15 protein-coding genes are annotated in these 19,543 nt (G+C 61.0%); 5 read left to right on the forward strand and 10 right to left on the reverse strand.

Annotated features, from left to right (window positions below; genetic code table 11):
• Positions 1-4: 4 nt before the first annotated feature.
• From epmA to efp, 4 genes are all read right to left on the reverse strand, one after another.
• The gene (epmA, locus tag SH292x_RS04985) at positions 5-886 is read right to left on the reverse strand and encodes an EF-P lysine aminoacylase EpmA (RefSeq protein ID WP_442484483.1); all 882 of its coding nucleotides are present in this window, start codon (positions 884-886) and stop codon (positions 5-7) included.
• Positions 883-2,892 (reverse strand): M48 family metallopeptidase, encoded by a 2,010-nt coding sequence (locus SH292x_RS04990; RefSeq protein ID WP_442484484.1) that lies wholly within the window; start codon positions 2,890-2,892, stop codon positions 883-885. The genes epmA and SH292x_RS04990 overlap by 4 nt, the downstream gene beginning before the upstream one ends.
• Before the next feature lie 41 nt (positions 2,893-2,933).
• Positions 2,934-3,539 (reverse strand): LemA family protein, encoded by a 606-nt coding sequence (locus SH292x_RS04995; protein WP_442484485.1) that lies wholly within the window; start codon positions 3,537-3,539, stop codon positions 2,934-2,936.
• A 104-nt stretch (positions 3,540-3,643) separates the two neighbouring features.
• Positions 3,644-4,222, reverse strand: coding sequence for an elongation factor P (gene efp / locus SH292x_RS05000; protein ID WP_442484486.1), 579 nt, complete (start codon positions 4,220-4,222; stop codon positions 3,644-3,646).
• Between the two features lie 148 nt (positions 4,223-4,370).
• Here efp and epmB point away from each other — a divergent pair, with 148 nt between their 5' ends.
• Positions 4,371-5,378, forward strand: coding sequence for an EF-P beta-lysylation protein EpmB (gene epmB, locus SH292x_RS05005; RefSeq protein ID WP_442484487.1), 1,008 nt, complete (start codon positions 4,371-4,373; stop codon positions 5,376-5,378).
• Positions 5,375-6,451: a 23S rRNA (adenine(2503)-C(2))-methyltransferase RlmN gene (gene rlmN, locus SH292x_RS05010; RefSeq protein ID WP_442484488.1), complete on the forward strand. Its 1,077-nt coding sequence runs from the start codon at positions 5,375-5,377 to the stop codon at positions 6,449-6,451. The genes epmB and rlmN overlap by 4 nt, the downstream gene beginning before the upstream one ends.
• Before the next feature lie 181 nt (positions 6,452-6,632).
• Here rlmN and SH292x_RS05015 read toward each other — a convergent pair whose 3' ends face one another.
• The 6 genes from SH292x_RS05015 to infA form a co-directional block, all read right to left on the reverse strand.
• Entirely contained in the window at positions 6,633-7,478 is an 846-nt protein-coding gene (locus SH292x_RS05015; RefSeq protein WP_442484489.1) for a leucine-rich repeat domain-containing protein, read from the reverse strand.
• A 113-nt stretch (positions 7,479-7,591) separates the two neighbouring features.
• On the reverse strand, positions 7,592-9,448 hold the full coding sequence (locus tag SH292x_RS05020) for a DNA-methyltransferase (protein ID WP_442484490.1): 1,857 nt from the start codon (positions 9,446-9,448) through the stop codon (positions 7,592-7,594).
• Positions 9,449-9,609: 161 nt separating this feature from the next.
• Positions 9,610-9,780 carry a hypothetical protein gene (locus SH292x_RS05025; protein WP_442484491.1) on the reverse strand — a complete coding sequence of 57 codons (171 nt, stop codon included), beginning with the start codon at positions 9,778-9,780 and terminating at the stop codon, positions 9,610-9,612.
• A gap of 16 nt (positions 9,781-9,796) precedes the next feature.
• Positions 9,797-11,047, reverse strand: a complete 1,251-nt coding sequence (gene lysA / locus SH292x_RS05030) for a diaminopimelate decarboxylase (RefSeq protein WP_442484492.1) — start codon at positions 11,045-11,047, stop codon at positions 9,797-9,799.
• A gap of 178 nt (positions 11,048-11,225) precedes the next feature.
• Positions 11,226-12,944, reverse strand: a complete 1,719-nt coding sequence (locus tag SH292x_RS05035) for a hypothetical protein (protein ID WP_442484493.1) — start codon at positions 12,942-12,944, stop codon at positions 11,226-11,228.
• Between the two features lie 418 nt (positions 12,945-13,362).
• Entirely contained in the window at positions 13,363-13,587 is a 225-nt protein-coding gene (gene infA, locus SH292x_RS05040; protein ID WP_442484494.1) for a translation initiation factor IF-1, read from the reverse strand.
• A 329-nt stretch (positions 13,588-13,916) separates the two neighbouring features.
• Here infA and SH292x_RS05045 point away from each other — a divergent pair, with 329 nt between their 5' ends.
• The 3 genes from SH292x_RS05045 to SH292x_RS05055 all read left to right on the forward strand — a co-directional run bounded on the left by SH292x_RS05045 (position 13,917) and on the right by SH292x_RS05055 (position 19,355).
• Positions 13,917-15,983: a GAF domain-containing protein gene (locus tag SH292x_RS05045; protein ID WP_442484495.1), complete on the forward strand. Its 2,067-nt coding sequence runs from the start codon at positions 13,917-13,919 to the stop codon at positions 15,981-15,983.
• Positions 15,984-16,048: 65 nt separating this feature from the next.
• Complete coding sequence (locus tag SH292x_RS05050) at positions 16,049-16,990, forward strand: efflux RND transporter periplasmic adaptor subunit (RefSeq protein WP_442484496.1); 942 nt, start codon at positions 16,049-16,051, stop codon at positions 16,988-16,990.
• Between the two features lie 100 nt (positions 16,991-17,090).
• Complete coding sequence (locus SH292x_RS05055; protein WP_442484497.1) at positions 17,091-19,355, forward strand: hemolysin D; 2,265 nt, start codon at positions 17,091-17,093, stop codon at positions 19,353-19,355.
• The last annotated feature ends 188 nt before the right edge of the window (positions 19,356-19,543 follow it).

Below are 19,543 nucleotides of genomic sequence, written 5' to 3' on the forward strand. Positions count from 1 at the left end.
AGCTCTACACCACGACCTCGTCAATCGATTCCGCTCCCACCGCCAGCATAACCACGCGATCAAACCCCAGCGCGACCCCCGCACTCGGAGGTAGCCCCGGACTTGTCATCGCAGCGAGCAGTTGCTCAGGCAAAGGGAGGGCAGGGCGGCCATCGGCAGTTCGAATCGCATTCGCCGTTTCAAGCCGCTCGCGAAGCTCTACCGGATCGGTGAGCTCGTGGTAGCCGTTCGCGAGTTCCATACCTTGATAGTATAGCTCGAACCGCTCGGCGACGCGCGTCCCTTGTTCGTCGGTCGTGATCGCGGCAAGGGCCGACTGGCTGGCGGGATAGTGGTAGAGCATTTCCGGAACGTCAACGCCTAGCGATGGTTCCACGTGCTTCGCGATCAGCCAATTGAGAAGTTCGTCGCGGTCCTCGATCGCTTCGCCGACGAGCTTCTGTAGTTCTGTAATCTTCGCCGTATGAGGATCAATACCTAATGCTCGCTCGAACGCTTCGCGATAGCTCGTTCGCCGTGCCGGAAGGCTACCAAGTAGGTGCTGCAGCAGTTCATCCAGCAGTGTCATTCCCGTCTGCATGTCGTCGCCCGGCCGGTACCATTCGACCATCGTGAACTCGGGGCGGTGAAGCCTACCGCGCTCCCCGCGTCGAAAGCACTTGGCCACCTCAAAAATCGGCCCGCTTCCACCGCATAACAGTCGCTTCAGGTGCATCTCGGGCGAAGCTTGCAGAAATCCCAAGCCGGGCACGTCGTAGGGGTCGATGTGGGCTTCGGGGATAATCTCGGCGTCGACACTCGGGGTCGAGACTTCCGTGAATCCGCGGGCGACAAAGAACGCGCGGAGCTTCGCGAGCAACTCGGCTCTCTCTTTGAGGAACCTCACGACTGGCTCTCTGGAAAAGGGTCCTTCCGAAACGCTCCCGATGGTGCCACCGATTGGCCGGCGAGCAGCGGTGGCATCGGACAATCGAGCAGGTCGGCGATGCCTCGCAGCAGCTCGGCTTCGGCGAGCTTTACGGTGCCGTCCGCACAGATCACCTCGGCACACGCGTCGAGCACACGACCACGCAGCGGCGCGGTGGCCGTTGCAATGGTGTCGAGCGTCCCACGCAGTTGATGGAGCCCGCACTCCTCGCGGCTCAGGAACTGAAGTTGCACCTCGGGCAGCAGTGGCTTGGCGGCCGCGAAGGCCAGCTCGGCGGCTTCGGGATTGTGTCCCACATGAGCGATGGTCGACAGTAGCATCGAACACTCACCGCCAAGCCGCTGCAGCCCATAGTACCGCGTCGCCACACGGCGGTGGCCTTCGTATTGTGGTGCTAGGTGCCGATCGACCATCCGGCCAAGCGTCCATTCAAAGAGCCCCAGGCTATTATCCGCAGCGATCAGCGCGTTCAGGCACTTGGAGAAAACGTCGAATTGACTCCGCGATAGCGTCCGCAGCGCGGGCATGGCGAGTTCGACCACCGGCACGCGAACACGCGGGTCGAGCTCGGCAATGGCCGCTTGCAGTTGGCTGGCGACGCTCAGCACTGCGGGATCGGCTGTCTGCCGCAGCGCGGCGATCTGCTTCTGGCGAATTTCGCTTCGAGGATCGAGCAGCAGGCAGTAGATCACCGCTCGGGCACCGAATGGCTCGCGTACGGCGTCGCGGATCTGCGGCGGCAAGTCGGCTAGCAACTGCGCCGCGTAGTCGCGATGTGCTTTCTCCGGTGCACCGACTTGCTCGATGGCTTCGTCGACGACGGCGGGGTCGACCATCATTGCGGCTGGAGACAACGCCGCGGCACGCAGGGGGTCGGTGGCTCCGACGAGCCCCGACATGCCCGCGCGACCTTTGTACCCCGTCGTCTCGGCGGGGCCTTGCGGATACTGGCCGTCCCAGGTCGGTTCGATTGCCAGGATGCGTTTGGCGAGCGGCGGATGGGTTGCCATCAATCCGCTGAAGCCCTCGAACACCCCTTGGGCAAAGAACATATGACTCGCTTCGCCGGCCGCCGGAGCTTTGAGCCGCGATCCCGAGACGGTTCCGCCAATTCGCTTGAGTGCCCCCCCAATGCCACCAGGGTTGCGCGTGAACTGCACGGCCGAAGCATCGGCCAAGTACTCACGCTGCCGCGAGATGGCCGCCTTGATCAGCCCGCCGATAAAGGTACCTAAGTATCCGATGACGATCAGCGCGACGCCAATCGCAAGGATCACCAATATCCCTTGATTGCGATCGCGGTTGCTGCTCCGCCCGCTGAACGCGATGCTCCGGAACAGCATCTGCCCCATCAGCCCCAAGAGCAAAATGCCGTAGAGGATCCCCATCATGCGAATGCTCATTCGCATGTCGCCGTTCAGCACGTGGCTGAATTCATGGGCGATAACGCCTTGAAGTTCTTCCCGAGACAGTTGCTGCACCGCTCCGCGCGTGACACCCAGCACCGCGTCACCCGAGGAATACCCTGCAGCGAAAGCATTGATGCCGGGCTCCTCCATCATGTACACCGGAGGCACGGGAACCCCTGAAGCGATGGCCATTTCTTCGACCACGTTCAAGAGTCTTTGCTCGTCGCGTCCGGTCGCGCTCGACAGCACGAGTTTACCACCAAGCTGATCGGCTACGCTCGCACCGCCCCCCATTCGCAGGGCAGTGACCTTGAACAGCGAGCCGCCTACCACCAGGGCGAGCGATCCCCCCGCCGCTAGGACTGGGATTTCCCACGGGTAAGGCTCACCTCCGCCGCTGAGGGACGAGTGGCCGTTGTCGAGCTGAGTTACGGCAATCGCGGCAACGATAAACGTGGTCGCCACGATGCCGATCGTCGCCACCACGAACATGGCAATCAGCCACACCGTGTTGCGGCGCGCGGAGGTCTGCCGCTCAAAGAAGTTCGTGGCCATGCGACACCGATGGAAGGGCAGGGTGCGCCCGTCCTACGTGGCTAGTTGAAGGAAACCTTGGGCGCGGTGGCAATGGCTGCCGAATCGAACCGCAGCAGTTCCGCGTTCTGCGAATGACCAAAAACACCGGCGAACACGATCGGCGGGAACGATTCGCGGTAGGTGTTGTACTCCATCACGGCGTCGTTGTAATGCTGCCTTGCGAAGCTCACCTTGTTCTCGGTCGCGGTGAGCTCCTCGGTCAGTTGCATCATGTTCTGGTTGGCCTTGAGGTCCGGATAGGCCTCGGCCACGGCAAACAGCCGCCCCAGCACGCCTGAAAGGCCTTGCTCGGCACCGGCCAAGTCGGCCATCGCTCCCGCGGCACCGGGATGAGCCGCGGCCGCCTTCAAGCTACCAACCGCCTGATTGCGTGCGGTGATCACCGCCTCGAGCGTTTCGCGCTCGTGCGACATGTACCCTTTGGCGATCTCAACCAGATTGGGGATTAGGTCGTACCGCCGCTGCAACTGCACCTCGATCTGCGAAAACGCATTCTCGAAGCGGTTCTCAAGCGACACCAGCCGGTTGTAGATGCCCACGCCCCAAATCAGGACCACGGCAACCAAACCACCAATCACCAATACCGGAATGAGCCAAGTTTCCATGCGTCGACCTTTCGGGGAGGACAGTCGTTATTACGAGTTAGTATTCGCAAGCCGCAACAGAATCTTGGCACCAATTCCAAGAAGGTTACTCCAAGGGTCGAAACCTACTCGGGGGCGCTCGTCCGTTCGATGTACTCGCTGGTGCGAGTGTCGACCCGAATCCAGTCGCCCGCGTTGATAAATGCGGGGGCTAGGATCTCGCCACCGGTCTCGAGCTTCACCGGCTTCTGCACGTTGGTGGCCGTGTTGCCCTTGGCACCTGGCTCGGCGTATTCGACCTTCAGCACCACGTGATTGGGGGGCGTCACCGCGATCGGCAGGTTGTTGAACGTGATCAGCTGGCAGTCCAGCCCTTCCTTCATGAACTTGGCGTAATCGCCCACCTGCTCTTCGGTCAGCTCGTATTGCTCGTAGTCGATATTGTTCATGAACACGTAGGCGTCCATCTGCTTGTACAGGAACTGGGCCGTGAACTCGACCACGTCCGCCGCTTCGAGCGTCTGGCCAGCTCGGTAGGTCCGGTCTACCACGGTGTTGCGGATCAGGTTCTTGAGCTTGCACTCATACAGCGCGGTCCCTTTGCCCGGCTTGCGGAAGTTCATTTCCACCATCAGGTACGGGGTGCCGTCGATCTGAACCTTCAATCCTTTGCGAAAATCGCTCGTGTTGTACGTGCTGGGCACTGCTGGGTTCCGTTTTCAGTGGGGGAACAAATGGTGTATTCTGGGAGGCTTCGGTCCCGCCCGACCGCCACGCGGTCCGCGAGTCGCGGTCAGCCCAAGAGAGCCCAACATTCTAACTTCCCCCCGCCAGTCTGTCCGCCCCACTCCCATGACCCCGCCCCCCGAAGTCTTGGTAACCGAGATTTCGGCAACCGGGGATTGGCGGAATGCACTGCGCACTGCCTTTCGGTCGCCCGCCGAGCTGTGCGACTATTTGGGGCTTCCCACGTCGCTTGGGGCCGCAGCGGGCGATTTTCCGATGCTGGTACCTCGCAGCTACGCCTCGCGGATGGTCCCGGGCGACCCCGCCGACCCGCTGCTCCGGCAAGTCCTACCCGTGGCCGACGAGCATCAACCGGCCGCCGGATTCACTTCTGATCCCGTCGGCGACCTGGCCGCCGAGACCGGTCGGGGCGTGCTGCACAAGTACCAGGGCCGGGTGCTGCTGGTGCTCACCGGGGCGTGCGCCGTGAACTGCCGGTACTGCTTCCGCCGCCACTATCCGTATAGCACCGCTTCAGCCAGCCCCCGCGAGTGGCAGTCGGCGCTGGCTGCCATCACGGCCGACACCACGATCGAAGAAGTCCTGCTGAGCGGTGGCGACCCCTTGGTGCTCGACGACGAGCTGCTCGCCGATCTTACGCAGGGCATCGAGTCGATACCGCACGTCCGCCGTCTTCGCATTCACACGCGACTTCCGATCGTCGTCCCCGAACGCGTCACCGCGCGGTTCGCCGAGGTTCTCGCTTCGACGCGACTTAACACCGTGGTGGTCGTTCATGCCAACCACGCGAACGAACTCAACCACGAAGTGGCGGGCGCGCTCCTACGTCTCAAAGCATCAGGCACGCTGCTTCTCAACCAAGCCGTGCTCCTGCGTGGCGTGAACGACTCCACCGCCTCGCAGCGTGCGCTATGCGAACGACTCATCGAGCTGGGCGTGCTGCCTTATTATTTGCACCAGCTCGATCGCGTAGCGGGGGCGCAGCATTTCGAAGTCTCCGTGGCCGAGGGGCTGGAGATCATTCGCGAGCTGCGGTCGCAGCTACCAGGGTACATGGTGCCGCGATACGTTCAGGAGATCGCCGGCGAGCCGAACAAGAGGGTGCTGGCATGAGTGAGAAGATTTCCCTGTACGACACCGCCGGCATTGATTCATTGCGGCGCGAATTGGCTCTCGATCCACACCAACTACATCGCTTGCGGACGGCGTTCTGGAAGAAGTCGGCCGGCGCCGAAGCCGCGATCGCTGAGCTACCTGCGATGGCTCAGGCCACAGTTGCCGACCGAGTGGAGTTTCACCCCCTCACGCTCGACGTGCGGCTCGACTCGCAAGAAGACGGTGCCACGAAGCTGGTGTTCGTCACCAAGAACAACCAGCGCATCGAATCGGTGCTGCTCCGGGCAGGGACCGGCCGCACGGCACTCTGCATTTCGAGCCAAGTTGGCTGCGCGGCGAACTGCGACTTCTGCGCGACCGGGAAAATGGGCTTTCACGCTAACCTCACCACCGGTGAGATCCTCGATCAGGTCGTCCAGGCCAACGAGCAGATTCGCGGCGAAGATCGCTCGGTCCGCAACATCGTCCTCATGGGGATGGGCGAGCCGTTCCACAACGAGGCGACCGTGTACGAGGTGATCGACACGCTCATCTCGGGCCGCGGTTTCAACCATCCGGCGAGTCGCATTCTCATCTCCACCGTTGGCATCCCCGAGGCCATGCTCCGCTGCGGCCGGCGGTACCCCAGCGTGAACATCGCCATCAGCTTGCACTCGGTACGCCAAGAGGTCCGCGAGCAGATCATCCCCCTCGCCCGCAAATACCCTTTGGGCGAGCTCCGCCGAACGATCGTCGAGCTCAATTCCATCCAGCCATCGACCGTGATGGTCGAGTACCTAATGCTCGCCAGCGTGAACGACTCGCTCGAAGACGCAGCCGAGCTGGCCGAGTTCCTCGATGGCCTCCGCGTTCACGTCAACTTGATTCCGTATAACGCGATCGAGGGAGCCCCCCACCTCACCGGCAGCTCACGCGAAGTCCGCGACGCGTTCGCCAACTCGTTGAAGTCCGCCGGCCTCACCACGACCATCCGCTACTCGATGGGCGCCGATATCGAAGCCGCATGTGGGCAGTTGGTGCAGAAACTGGAACGGCAGCGCAAGCAAGTTTCCTCATCCCGAACCTCGTGAGGATCAGAACGAGAGGGCGTCAGTTGATCGATTCTTAGACGGGCTGGCAAGCTGCGTGGACAGCGCGAAGCGGACGCTGGCGTAACGAGATGGGTCACCTAAAGCCCGGCAGCCAACTGGTCTATCTAACATTCATGCTGGCGGCACTGTCCGAAAGTGTTGAGCTAACTCAATTAGCCAACTACTCCAATCGCTTTTCTGGAAAGGGGCTCACAAACTGATCTGGTACGTCTAAACCATCGGCAACCGCTGCGTCATATCGTTGACGCTTAAGTTCATTGAATTCAGCAATGAACTTCCACTTAGCCTCCTTGAACTGAGTTAAATTATCATGAGAAGAGTCGCCAAATACTTGTTCTTCGGGGAAAGCAAGCAGTCTCAGTCGATGCAGGGAGGTTAGTTTCATCAACCCTTCAGCGCTGACCGCAGTATTCGTTAAAGAGATTTCTTCGATGGAAGTGATCTTGGCTAACTCGTCCAGTGCTTTGTCATCTATCTTGGTGCCGGAAAGGTGAAGCTTGCGAAGGTGTGGTAGGTCCTGCAACTGCCCGAGCCCATTTCCATCAATTTTAGTTTGTGCCAAACGTAGCGCCTTCAAATCCTTCATTTTTCCGATGTACTCCAAGGACTTGTCGGTGAGAGGATTGTAGCTCAGATCAAGGTCTTCGACCCACGTCATCTTAGATAGCAGAGCGACATCGTCATCCGTTAGTTCGGCTCCGATGGTTAGGGTATCTACGTGACGGAGTTTGCTAATCTCGGCAAGCTGGTCTGGTGTTAACGGGACCGAATAAATGCTGACTTTGTACAAATCTGGAACGTGAGCGAGAGCCGGAACTAGGTACTCGGCCCCTTCGGCAGTCATTATCCGCACCTCTGGAGCATTGATTGCCCCCTTTCGGACATGTCCATATTCCTTTGCAAGTTGCATTGCTTCGTTGCGCGCGGCCAAGTGAGTCACTGTCCAGCCGGCGAATAGCGTTGCAACTACAGCGAATCCCGCTTTCCAACTTAGTGCTATCGCCATTGCTCACTCCGACGTATGAAGTGTGGATGTGAAACCGGTTTCATTGAAAGAATAAGGGGGCATTCTGCTTGTTGGTAGCATGTCCCTTGAAGCCGGTGCGGAAGGTCTAGCACCTACTTCAAATTCCACGCCGGCGAATGCCGCCGCGTGAGATCGACCTTCAGCGGGGCTCGGTACTCCGCGCTCGGCAAGTCCTCTTCAAGAATCACCGCGTAGCCGACGATTTTGGACTTCGTCGCCGGTGCGGTGGCGTGCGTTGCCAAGCGGGCGCCGAGGTCCATCGCTTCGCCAACGAACAGCGGTGCTTTCCCCGCGCCGGTGAGCAAGTACACGCCTGCTACGCCATTAAGCTTTGCCGCACCGCGAACCGACAGCTTCTTGGGACTGCCGAAGTTGCGGGTGCGGAACACGTAGTCGTACGCCTTGGCTTCTTCTGCCAACGTGTGGCGACTCTTGCGAAAGTCGATGGCGGCCCAGCGGTACTGGGCGGCGGTGAAGCCGGGTGCGTAGCGTTCGGCGAGGCGGTCGAAGAACGCTCCCTTTTCGGGCGAGATGAACAGCTCGTCGATCGACTCGATGCCGAACTTCTCACTCGTCAGCTGCCACGCAATCTCAGCAGCGAACTGATACTGGTCGAGTTCAGCCGCGGTTACGGCTGCGAGCTTCGTCTTGGGCTGCTTGGGGAGTTTGCCCGACTTGCGAAGCCGTACGAGCTCGTGGTTCCAAATCTCGCCATTGCCCAACAGGCCCGCTGCTTCGCACTCTGCGTGAAACGCGGTTTGCAACTCGGGGTTGGCGAGCAATCGGTCGACCGACTGGCCACCCGACGCCGCGAGAAACGCCTTGCCAACCGCGACGCGCTGCAGCTTTCGAAGGTTGATCTTCACCGGTCCCAGGGGCTTCGCCTCGGGGGCGGCAGGGGCTTGTGTGACCGACTCGGCGGCGTCGATTTCGGTGTCGATCGTGTCCTGATCGACCACGTCTTCATCGACCACGATTTCGTCAACGATCTCTTCCGTCAGCGGTTCGTCGACCGGTTCGGGCGCGACGAAATCGGCAATGTCGAACGTCGGCAGCAGCGGTTGGTCTTTCAGCCGGCGACCATTCGCGGTCGTTGGTGCGCTGGCGATCGCGTCGGCGGGGCCATCGAGCGTGTCATGCTCCTTCACCGAGTCGAGTCGCTCGCTAGCGTAGCGAACGTATTCTTCGGACAGTTCGGTGCCCAGGAACTTGCGTCCCAGCTTCTTCGCAACGGCGAGCGTCGTTCCACTCCCCGTGAAGGGATCGAACACCGTGTCACCCGGATTCGAACTCACGCGCAGAATGCGGCCGAGCAGTTGTTCGGGCATCTGGCAGCCGTGGAAGCCTTGGCGTTCCTTGAACGTCCCGGCGACGCGTGCGAAGTACCACGTGTCGTCGATCGCGTCGAAGCCATAACGGTCGGATTGGAAGTCTTGCGGACGCAAGATCCAAGTGTCGTCCGGCAGGCGTCCCTTGGGATTCGCCCGCTTATCGCCATACACGAGCGCCCGCGCCGACGGAATGCGCACGGCCGGGTCGTCGGCGTTGAACGTGAACTGGTCGGGGTCTTTGACGAAGTGGAACAGATGGACGTGCGACCGGCTGAACTTGCGTTTGCAGTTCACGCCGAACGTGTAGTACCAGATCACCCAGCTACGCGTCGTGAAACCAATCTGCCGATCGGCGATCACCTTGAGGTCCGCCGCGTACTCGTCGCCAATCGCCAGCCAGAAGGTGCCATTGGGTTTGAGGATGCGATGAATCTCTTCCATCCAACCCCGCGACCATTCCAGGTAGTCCTCGTCGGCGTGCTCGTCGTGGTAGGTGTCGTACTCGTACCCAATGTTGAACGGCGGATCGGCGAACGCCAGATCAATCGACCCAGTCGGCATCTCGCGCATCAGCTCGATGCAATCACCCTGACGAATCGCGGTATCGAGAGCGGGCATGAAAGGGGTACTACGGGGAATGGAGAAGTAGGGTGAACTTAACTCATCCAACCTAACCGAGGCCTAAGCGCGCTTCAAGCCTTTCGCCCCCGCTAAATCCCCTGCGAGTGATGCCTTACCCGCACGATGCTTACAGTTTGCCCAGATATGCGAGGGTCTGCTCAGGAATCGGAGCTTTGAGGGCCATCGACATCCTGGTCGATCAAGATACCGTGACGCTTGCCGAACTCAGCATCGAACTCTTCTAACGGCCGTGCCAAGCCGGCATCGAGTTCTGCCAGGCCTCGGAGAATTGCCTCACGTTCGCTTTCGTTGACGGGCTCACTCTGCATACAACTTGCCTTTCGCTTAGGGTATCCGCTCCAGCCGCGTCAAATCCTCCAGCGATTGCCGTTCGCGAATCAGTTGGGCTTGGCCGTCTTGGATCAGCACCTCGGCACATAGCGGCTTCGAGTTGTAATTGCTCGACATCGTGTAGCCGTACGCTCCGGCGCAGCCGATCACGACGAAGTCGCCAATCTTGGCGTCGGGCAGCGAGCGGCTGCTGACGAAGCCGCCGTCTTCCTGCGTGAAGATGTCGCCCGACTCGCATAGCGGACCACCCACCACCACTTGGCGGTCGGGCCGCTCGGTGTCGCCATTCGCGGGGCACACGGACATCGGGTGGTACGAGCCGTACATGATCGGTCGAGCGAGGTTGTTAAAGCCCGCGTCGAGCAAGTAATAAACGTTGCCACCCATCTGCTTGACCGCACGCACCTCGGCGATCAAATAACCACTCTCGGCCGCCAAGTAACGCCCAGGCTCGATCTCCAGCGACACGTGGTGACCGAACTGCTGGGCCAGTCGTCCGCGGGTGGCGTCCCATTGTTCGAAGTACGCGGCGATGTCCACCAGGTCGTCGCCATCGCGATAAGGCGTTGGCAAACCACCGCCGGCGCTGATGCTCGTGATGCTCGAACCAACGGCAAGCGCCGCGCGTTCCATCGCCGCGCTCACTTGGCTCAGATGTTCCATGTCGGTTCCCGAGCCGATGTGCATGTGCAAACCAGCAATCGTCACCTTATGCTCCGCGGTCCGCTCGATGCATTCTTCGATCTGCTGGTGCCAGATGCCGTGCTTCGATTGCTCGCCACCTGTGTTGGTCTTCTGGCTGTGCCCATGACCAAAGCCTGGATTGATTCGCAGCGTGATGGTTTTGCCCGGGGCCCGCTCGCCATATTGCGAAATCATGTCGGGCGAACCGCAGTTCACCGGGATGTCGAGGTCGACCACCATGTCGAGCGTCTCGCGGTCGAAGATATCAGCCGTGTAAACGATCTGTGGGGGATCGTCGAAGCCCGGCTTGTAACCTGCCGCCAGCGCGCGATGAATCTCGCCGGCACTCACCGCATCGACAACCACATTGTTACGTCGCGCGAGGTCGAGGATGGCGATGTTCGAGCAAGCCTTCTGGGCGTACCGCGTCACGTCGAACGACGCCAGGTGGCCGATCCGTTCGACGATCACCTTCGCATCGTACACGTAAAGCGGCGTGCCGAACTGGCTGGCGAGTTTGGGGATAGACAGGTCGGCGATTTGGTGGAGCAGGGGAGTCATCGAACTTGGCATTCGTATCGGTGAAGGAAGCTGCCGAGCCAGCTGGCCCGGCAATCGCCAACCGTAAACCAACGGCGAGCGGGAAACCAGGGCCCGCGCAACAAAAAAGCGGTGCCGGACTCCTGGAGGAGAGCCCGGCACCGCTCGGAAGGTTCACAGTGGCGTCGGTTCTAGCGGGCTAGAAACCGGCCGCGGCACCTTGGCGACGGGCTTCCATCGCTGCAGCACCAATGGCCTCGAGCACACCCTTCTCGATTTCGATGCGGGTGCGGAGCTGGCCGTCCACCGCCTCGATGGTCATGTGGGCTGAATCCATTCCTTCGCCCTTGGTCGTCAGGGCTTCCAGCATGGCTTCGCTTTCAGGCTTGGGATCGGTCGCCACGGCCATCTTCAGGATCGGGGTCAGGGCGAACGATAGCTGCATTGGCTTCACGGCCGAGGGCGAGCTGCCCGAGGCGTCGATGGCCTGCTTCATGGCGCTCACGCAGTCGGCACCAGCCGCCACGTAAAGCTTGTCGGCAGCCAGACCAACGGCCACGTCGAGCGTCTCGCCGAACAGTTCGCGAGCTTCTTCTTCGTGGTCGGGAACGGGGATCGCCATCGTGTGAATTGCGGCACCGCCGTGCTTATCGGCGTTCCACTTCACACCGGGGAACTCGGGATCGTCTTCGACCAAAGCGGCCAGCTTCTTCAAGGCTGCCTCGACCTTGGCGGTGTCCTTGGCGTAGCCACCAGCGACGGCCACCGCTTTGCCGTCGGCAAAGTTGGCGTAACCGGCGGTGTCCATCTTTCCGCCCAGGGCAGTGGCTTCGAACACGTCCATCAGGTCGTTCGCGGCGGCCTTCACCGTTTCGCGAGCTTCCTCATTGGGCAGGTCGGCTTCTTGGTCGATGGCGGTCATCATCTGCTGACGCAGCGACTTGAGCTGGCCCTCGGTCTGCTTACGGTACTTCTCCAACAACTCGGGAGGCGAAGTGACCGACAGGTTGAACTGCATGGCAGCCCCGTCCTTCAGGAACCCTGCGAACTGAGTGCTGGCGCTCTTGTAAACGTCGATGCCCTTGGCCAACTCGGTGCCGGGCTGGGCGCTGTAGGCGAGGTCGAGCAGGACGTTGCCACCCTCGGTGTCGGTGTTGAAGCCGATGAACATTTCGTCCAATTCGTTGATGAACTGGGCAATCTGCTCAATGCTCGCCTCGGTCATTTCCTTGCGAGCGGCGAACGCTTCGTCCGTCTCGTCTTCTTTCTGCTGCAGTTCCTGCTCGGCGCCGGCACGGAGCTGCTCAATCGCGATCGAGCGGTACATCTCGGGGACGTTTTCCACCATGACGGTCACAGCCACGTCGTGGTCGGTGGTCATCTTGGCGAACGTTGCGCCTGGATCGGCAGGCAGGTTCTCGAGCATCTCGGCGGCCTGAGCCACGTATGCCCAGTTGCCCGACTGCTTAACGAACAAGCTCTGGTTGGGGATTTCGATTTCGGTGACGCCATCGCCGGCGTCCGAGGTGCTCATGCCGAACACTTCCATCAGGCCGAGCAGCGGCTCGAGGTCGGTGACGGGCAGGCAAACCAGCGGCACGAACTGGAAGCCGTCGGTCTGAATGATGGCACCCCAAGGCTTGCTCTTGTCGAGCCCTTCGAGGCCCTTGTTCTGGGTGAACAGCATCAGCATGTTGTTGAGCTGCTGGCCGGCCTTCACCTGGCCACCAAACTGGCCCAGGTAGTCGACGTCGGCCAGGATCTCGTCGTAGTTCGTGGCGGCAATGATGGCCACGGGCTTCATTTCGCCCGAGGGGGCTTCTTGGGCCGAGGCGGTGCTGCCCATGGCGCCGGCGGCCAAGGCCACGAGGCCGCAGGCTAGCGCGCTGAAAGGCCGGAAGCGGACAAACTTTTGCACGGTGTGCTCCTGTATCGCTGAGAAATGGAAAGATGGCGAACTAGCGGGGTCGAAGCTGGCGCGTGGTATTCCACGGCCCGCCTGACGACGTCCCTAAGTGTACGCCACGGTTGCGGTTACGGGTCGGCAAGCCGAACGGGTCGGCTGCCACTAACCCTTACTACCCGCTCGGGCGGGTTGGGGTTTTGACAATTTGGCCGAATTCTAGCGATAGCACAATCTGCCAGTGGGGGCCTGGCCAATGCCACCCGCCGCAGAGGGGGGCAGGCATATCGCTCGGCTTAGTAGAAAAGGAGGCTTGGAAAAGGGGCTAGCGGGGTACCCCAAGGCGCAGCACTCCGATCGAGCAACCGGCGGCGAACCGCTGAGCAACCTAGCCCTATACTTTTCAGGGCAACCGACGCGGAGCGAACGACTCTTAGCGTTCGCGGTAGGTAATGCGACCCTTGGTCAGGTCATAGGGAGAAAGCTCGACGCGGACTTTGTCGCCAGGCACGATACGAATAAAGTGCTTCCGCATGCGACCAGCCACGTGAGCGGTCACCAGGTGTCCACCCTCGATTTCCACGCGAAAACGCGTGTTGGCGAGAGCTTGGGTGACGGTGCCCTCGACTTCCAGGGCCTCTTCTTTTTGCTTCGACATAAACGCCTTTGGTTTCCTCCGCTGTCGGGAGGACCTCCGCAAAGTGGTGGCGTGCTGGCGTCGGCCCACAATTGGCCTCTACCGCTGCCGCCAGAAAAAATACAATCCGTAATAATATCACCTATGGACCCGGCGAGTCCAGTCAGTTACCACGCTTTCGTTCGAATCGGACGTAACGAGGCTGCCGGTCCTGACGATTGCCAGCGGGTGCCAGCAAAAATCCGCCTCCTCCGCGCTACCTAAACACGCCTAAATCCGCACCGGGCGAGTACATTAAGAAGTCTGTGAGCACTGAATATTCCAACGCGCCCCGTTCCAGCGAGTCGTCCGTGTCGGTCGATCCGGAAGATGTTCAACGCGCCAAGCGCGAAATCCAGACCATCGTCCAGCAGATCGCCGAGCTGTCGCGGACCGACACCACGATCGAGCAGTTCTACGAGGAGTTCCTCAATAAAGTAGTCGCCGCTCTGGCCGCCGTCGGCGGGGCGGTGTGGACCGTGACCTCGGGGGGCATGCAGCTCACCTATCAAATCAATCTCCGCAGCACCGGCCTGGTCGACAACCCGATTGGCCAGGAACAGCACGGCCGGCTGCTGCAACGGACGCTAGCATCCGACGAAGGCCTGTTGGTCGCGCCGCATTCGGGATCGTCTGCTGGCACCAGCGATGGCGACGAGCACGCCGCGGCCAACGCCACGGACTACTTATTAGTGATGGTGCCCGTGCACAACGACCAAGGCCCCCAGGGCGTGGTCGAGGTGTTCCAGCGCCCGGGTTCGCGTCCCGCCACGCAGCGGGGCTACCTGCGGTTTTTGCAACAGACCTGCGACCTCGCCGGCGAGTTCCTCCGTGGTCGTCGCCTTCGCCACTTGGCGGAGAAGCAGGGCCTGTGGGAACAGCTCGAATCGTTCACCCGCACCGCCCACGAGACGCTCGACGTTCGGGAAGCGGCCTACACCATTGCGAACGAAGGTCGCCGGCTCATCGGTTGCGACCGCGTGAGCGTGGCCATCCAGCGTGGTTCGCGCTGCACGGTCGAAGCGGTGAGTGGCCAGGATACGTTCGACAAACGCTCGAACGTCGTCTCGCTGCTCAATCGCGTTGCCCGCGCCGTGACCAAGACCGCCGAGGACGTGTGGTACACGGGCGACACTTCGAACCTGGCGCCCCAGGTCGAGAAGACGCTCGACGCGTACGTCGACGAGTCGCACACCAAGAGCATGGCGATCCTGCCCCTGTTCAAGCCCGACCGCGATGCTCAGGAGGGCGTACCGAACGAGCGGAAGCGCCGCGAAGTGATCGGCGCGCTGATTGTCGAGCAGATGGTCGACACCACGCCGTCCGAAGGTTTCACCCAGCGCGTGGAAGTGGTTCGGACGCACAGCGCGACGGCCATCGCCAACGCCCTGGAGCACAACAGCCTGTTCCTGATGCCCGTGTGGAAAACGCTGGGCAAGGCGACTTCGCTGTTTCGCGGCCGGACCAAATGGAAGACGCTGGCGATCACTTCGGCCGTGGCGGCGGCGATCGTCGCCGCGGTGTATTACCGCGTGCCATTCAATCTCGAAGGCGATGGCAGCCTCAAACCGGTGACGCTCAAGGGCGTTTACGCCCGCATCGATGGCGAAATCAGCGACATTCACGTTGGCTACAACCAGGCGGTCAACGCCGGCGACCTGCTGGTCGAGATGAAAAGCCTGGACCTCGATCAGGAACTCGTTCGCCTGCGGGGCCAACTGTCGGAGATCGACGAACAGATCACTGCCTCGTTCCGCAAGGCGGGTGAGCAGCTAACCACCGCCGAGCAGAACGAACTATCGCTCAAGCGGAGCGAACTGCGCATTCAGCGCACGAACGCCGAGGCGCTGATCGCCAAACGCGAGGAGCAAATCAAAATGCTACAGGTCACCAGTCCCATTTCGGGCCGGGTGATTACGGGCAAAAGTCAGATCGAGCAGCTTCCCAATCGGCCCATCTCGCGCGGACAGCAGATGCTCGAAATCGCCGAGCTATCGGGCGACTGGTACCTCGAAGTGCTGATGCCCGAAACGCGGATGCGGCACGTGGCGGAGGCGTGGGAAGCGAGTCAAAAGGCCGGCGAGAAACTCAAAGTCACTTTTTACTTGGCAACGCAGCCCGCCGTTTTGTTCACGGGCTACGTACAGATGATTGAGACCACCGCCGAAGCTCGCGGCGAAGAGGGCAACACCGTGCTGCTGCGGGTGGCTTTCGAACCGGGCGAGCTCGAGCGGCTTCGCGGAGTTATCCATGGCGAAGACCCCAAGGTGGGAACCGAGGCGATTGCCAAGGTCCACTGCGGCGAAGAGCCGATCGGCTACGTGTACCTGCACGACCTGTGGGACTTCTTGGTGCGGGGTTGGTTCCGCATCTGGTAAACGAGACTTTACTGCGGCGCGCAACTGCTCGCCGTCCCCAACTTTTCGCGAAGGCGACCAAACTCATGCGACTCTTCCTCACGCTCGCCATGATGGTGCTATCGAGTTCGACCGTGTGGGCTCAGACGGCCCCGAGCGGTAATCCGGTGCTCGAAGACTGCCAGTTGTCGCTGCTCCCTGAGAACTACATCGAAATCTCGGCGGACAAAGAAGGCATCCTACAGAAATTGTCGGTTCGCGAAGGCACGATTGTTCGCGAGGGAGATGTGATCGGCCAGATCGACGACGCCGAACCCCAGATGCAACTCAAGGTGGCAGCGCAGAAGCTACTTGCGGCCAAGGCCAAGGCACTCGACAAAATCGAAGAGCAGTATGCCCAAGCCGCGTCGGACGCGGCGCAGGCGGATTACGAGTCGCTCGACGCGGCCAACAAATCGGGCATCGACCGTGTGGTTCCCGAGACAGAGTTGCGAGCCAAGAAGCTCGAATGGGTCCGCGCCCAACTGCAAATTCTCAAGGCTCAGAAGGATCGCGAGCTGGCGAAGTACGATTATTTGGTCGCCAAGGTCGAAGAAGATGCCGCCAACTTGGAGATCAATCGCCGTGTCGTCAAGTCGCCTCTCGCCGGACAAGTGGTCAAGCTGTTCCGGAAGCAAGGCGAATGGGTCGATCCGGGGGAGTCGATCTTGCAGATGGCTCGCTACGACGTGCTGCAGTGCGATGGTAACGTGAATCTCGCGCAGTACGACCCGCGTGATATCGAAGGGTGCGAAGTCACCATCGAGGCCACCGTCGGAGGCGGTCGCAAGGAAGTCGCCAAGGGACGCATCACCTACGTCGAGCAGCAGGTGATGTACGACGGCAACTACACCTACCGCGTCGTCGCCGAGGTACCCAACCGCGTGGATCGCGATCGCTGGGCCCTCTACCCCGGCCTGCGGGTGAAGATGAACATCCACCTCGGCACCGCCAACCAAAACATGAGTAGCCGCATCGAGGGACGGTAAAAGGTGGGCAGTGGGCAGCAGGCGGCAGTGTCCAACCCTAGCCGACGAGCTACGCCTCGTCGGAATTCTTCTTTATTCATTGTTTGGTCATTAACCTCCGTTGGCTCAAACTACTCTCGCCGATAGCCTGGTTTCGAGCTCGTCGCGGCCGCTCCCCATTCGGGTAAGGCCCGACCTCGCCGCGCGCAAGCAGCGGTATCAGGGTCGCGTCTACTGGGTGGTGAAGGATCCGGTGGGCCTCCAGTACTTCCGCTTCGAGGAAGAAGAATTCGCCATCTTGCAGATGCTCGATGGAGTGGCGAGCCTCGACCAGATCGCCGAGCAGTTCGAGGCGATGTTTCCGCCGCAGACCATCCGCACCGAAGAACTCCAGCAGTTCATCGGCATGCTGCACCGTAGCGGTCTGGTGATCACCGGCGCTGGTGGGCAGGGCGAGCAGCTCAAGAAGCTTCGGGACGAGAAAGTAAACAAGCAGCGCCTGGCTGCGATGAGCAACATCCTCGCCGTGCGGTTCAAGGGAATCGACCCCGACAAAATCCTCGACTTCATCAACAGTTACGTGTGGTGGTTCTGGACCAAGCAAATGCTGGTCGTGAACCTGATGTTGATGGCGTCCGCCGCGCTCTTGATCCTGGTGCAGTTCGACGTTTTTCAGTCGAAGTTGCCGTCGTTCGACAGCTTCTTCGCCGCCCAGAACTGGCTATTGATCGGCAGTGTGCTCGCGGTGACCAAGATCCTGCACGAGTTTGGCCACGGGCTTTCGTGTAAGTACTTCGGTGGCGAGTGCCACGAGATGGGCGTGATGTTCCTGGTGCTCACGCCGTGTTTGTACTGCAACGTGTCCGACTCGTGGATGCTGCCTAATCGCTGGCATCGCGCGGCGATTGGCGCGGCGGGCATGTACGTCGAGCTCGTGCTCGCCTCGATCTGCACGTTCATCTGGTGGTTCAGCGAGCCCGGCATGCTGAACTACCTTTGCCTGAACATCATGTTCGTCAGCTCGGTCAGCACGCTGTTGTTCAACGCCAACCCGCTGCTGCGTTACGACGGCTACTACATTCTGAGCGACGTGCTTGAGATTCCCAATCTTCGCCAGAAGGCTTCGAGCATCCTTAGCCGCAAGCTCGGCAAGTGGTGCCTGGGCATCGATCCCCCCGAGGATCCCTTCCTGCCGCAAAGGCACCAAGGTTTGTTCGCGCTTTACAGCGTAGCCGCCGCGCTCTATCGCTGGGTGGTGGTGTTCTCGATCTTGTTCTTTCTGAACGAGGTGTTTGAACCCTACGGACTCAAGGTGCTTGGACAAGCCCTAGCGCTGGCGAGCGTCTACGGTTTGTTGGTGCAGCCGCTGTGGAAACTGTATAAGTACTTCAAGGTCCCTGGGAGGTTAGGCAAGGTGAAACGCTGGCGACTGGCAGTCTCGACGGCGATGGTGCTCGCGGCAATCGCGGGCCTCGTGAGCATTCCCCTGCCGACCTACGTCTATTCGAACCTGGTGGTCCAGCCTCGTGATGTGGAGGGCGTGGTGGTCAAGGTCACCGGCACGCTCGAATCTCTCGGCGAAGGTGTGCGAGCAGGCGCCTGGGTGGAGAAAGGCCAAGTTCTCGCGACGCTCTCGAACCACGAACTCGAAGCAGCCATCATCGAACTCGAGGGCGAGAAGCTGCTCTACGCCGAGCGGCTCAAGTCGCTGGAGATCATGAGTCGCACGAGCGACGACCGCGAGCGTGCGGCAGCGCGGGGAGAAATTGCCTCGCTGCGCAAGAGCATGGAGTCGATCGACTCGCAACTCGCGGTCCAGCGCCAAGACATCGAGCGACTGACGCTGCGTGCCCCGCGCGCAGGCGTGGTCATCCCGCCGGATATCGTGCCCGAGCCCAAGGACGTGGAAGACCAGCTCCCCGGCTGGTGGGGCACGCCGCTCGAAGCGAAGAACGTCGGTGCAACGCTGGAGCTGGGGACCAAGTTCTGCAGCATCGGCGATCCCTCGAAGCTCGAGGCGCGACTACTAATCGAACAGGACTACTCGAGCGATGTTGCCGTCGGACAGCCCGTGAAGCTGCTGCTGAATCAATCGGCCCAATACACCTATTCGACGGCCATCGACGATATCGAGAAAGGTAAGGAGGTACCCGTCGCCCCCAGTCGCTTGTCGAGCCTCAACGGCGGTCCGCTTCCGACGCAGATGGATTCGCAAGGCGTCCCGCGCCCGCTGACCCCACACTACTACGCCTACGCCCCGCTCTCGCAAGACCAAGTCGCTCTGCGAGTCGGCCTCATCGGCACCGCGAAGATTTCGATTCCCGATCGCACGATCGCCGAGCGGCTGTACCGCTACGCCGCGCGGACGTTCAACTTCGATCTGTAGCAACTAAGTCTCGTCACGTGTAGAGTCCCCTCTCCCCGTCCCGGGTGAGGGACTGGGAGAGGGGACGTGACTTGCGCTGGCACGTTCGTGTCTCCGCTACCACCGCTAGCACGTCGCATACATTACGTCTGGCCAATGCGCCCCTCCGCCGTTAAACTCGCCACCCCCGCGTAGGTCGCGGGTTCCGG

The sequence above is a fragment of the Aeoliella fuhlenseeensis genome (assembly GCF_052161615.1).
Classification (GTDB): domain Bacteria; phylum Planctomycetota; class Planctomycetia; order Pirellulales; family Lacipirellulaceae; genus Aeoliella.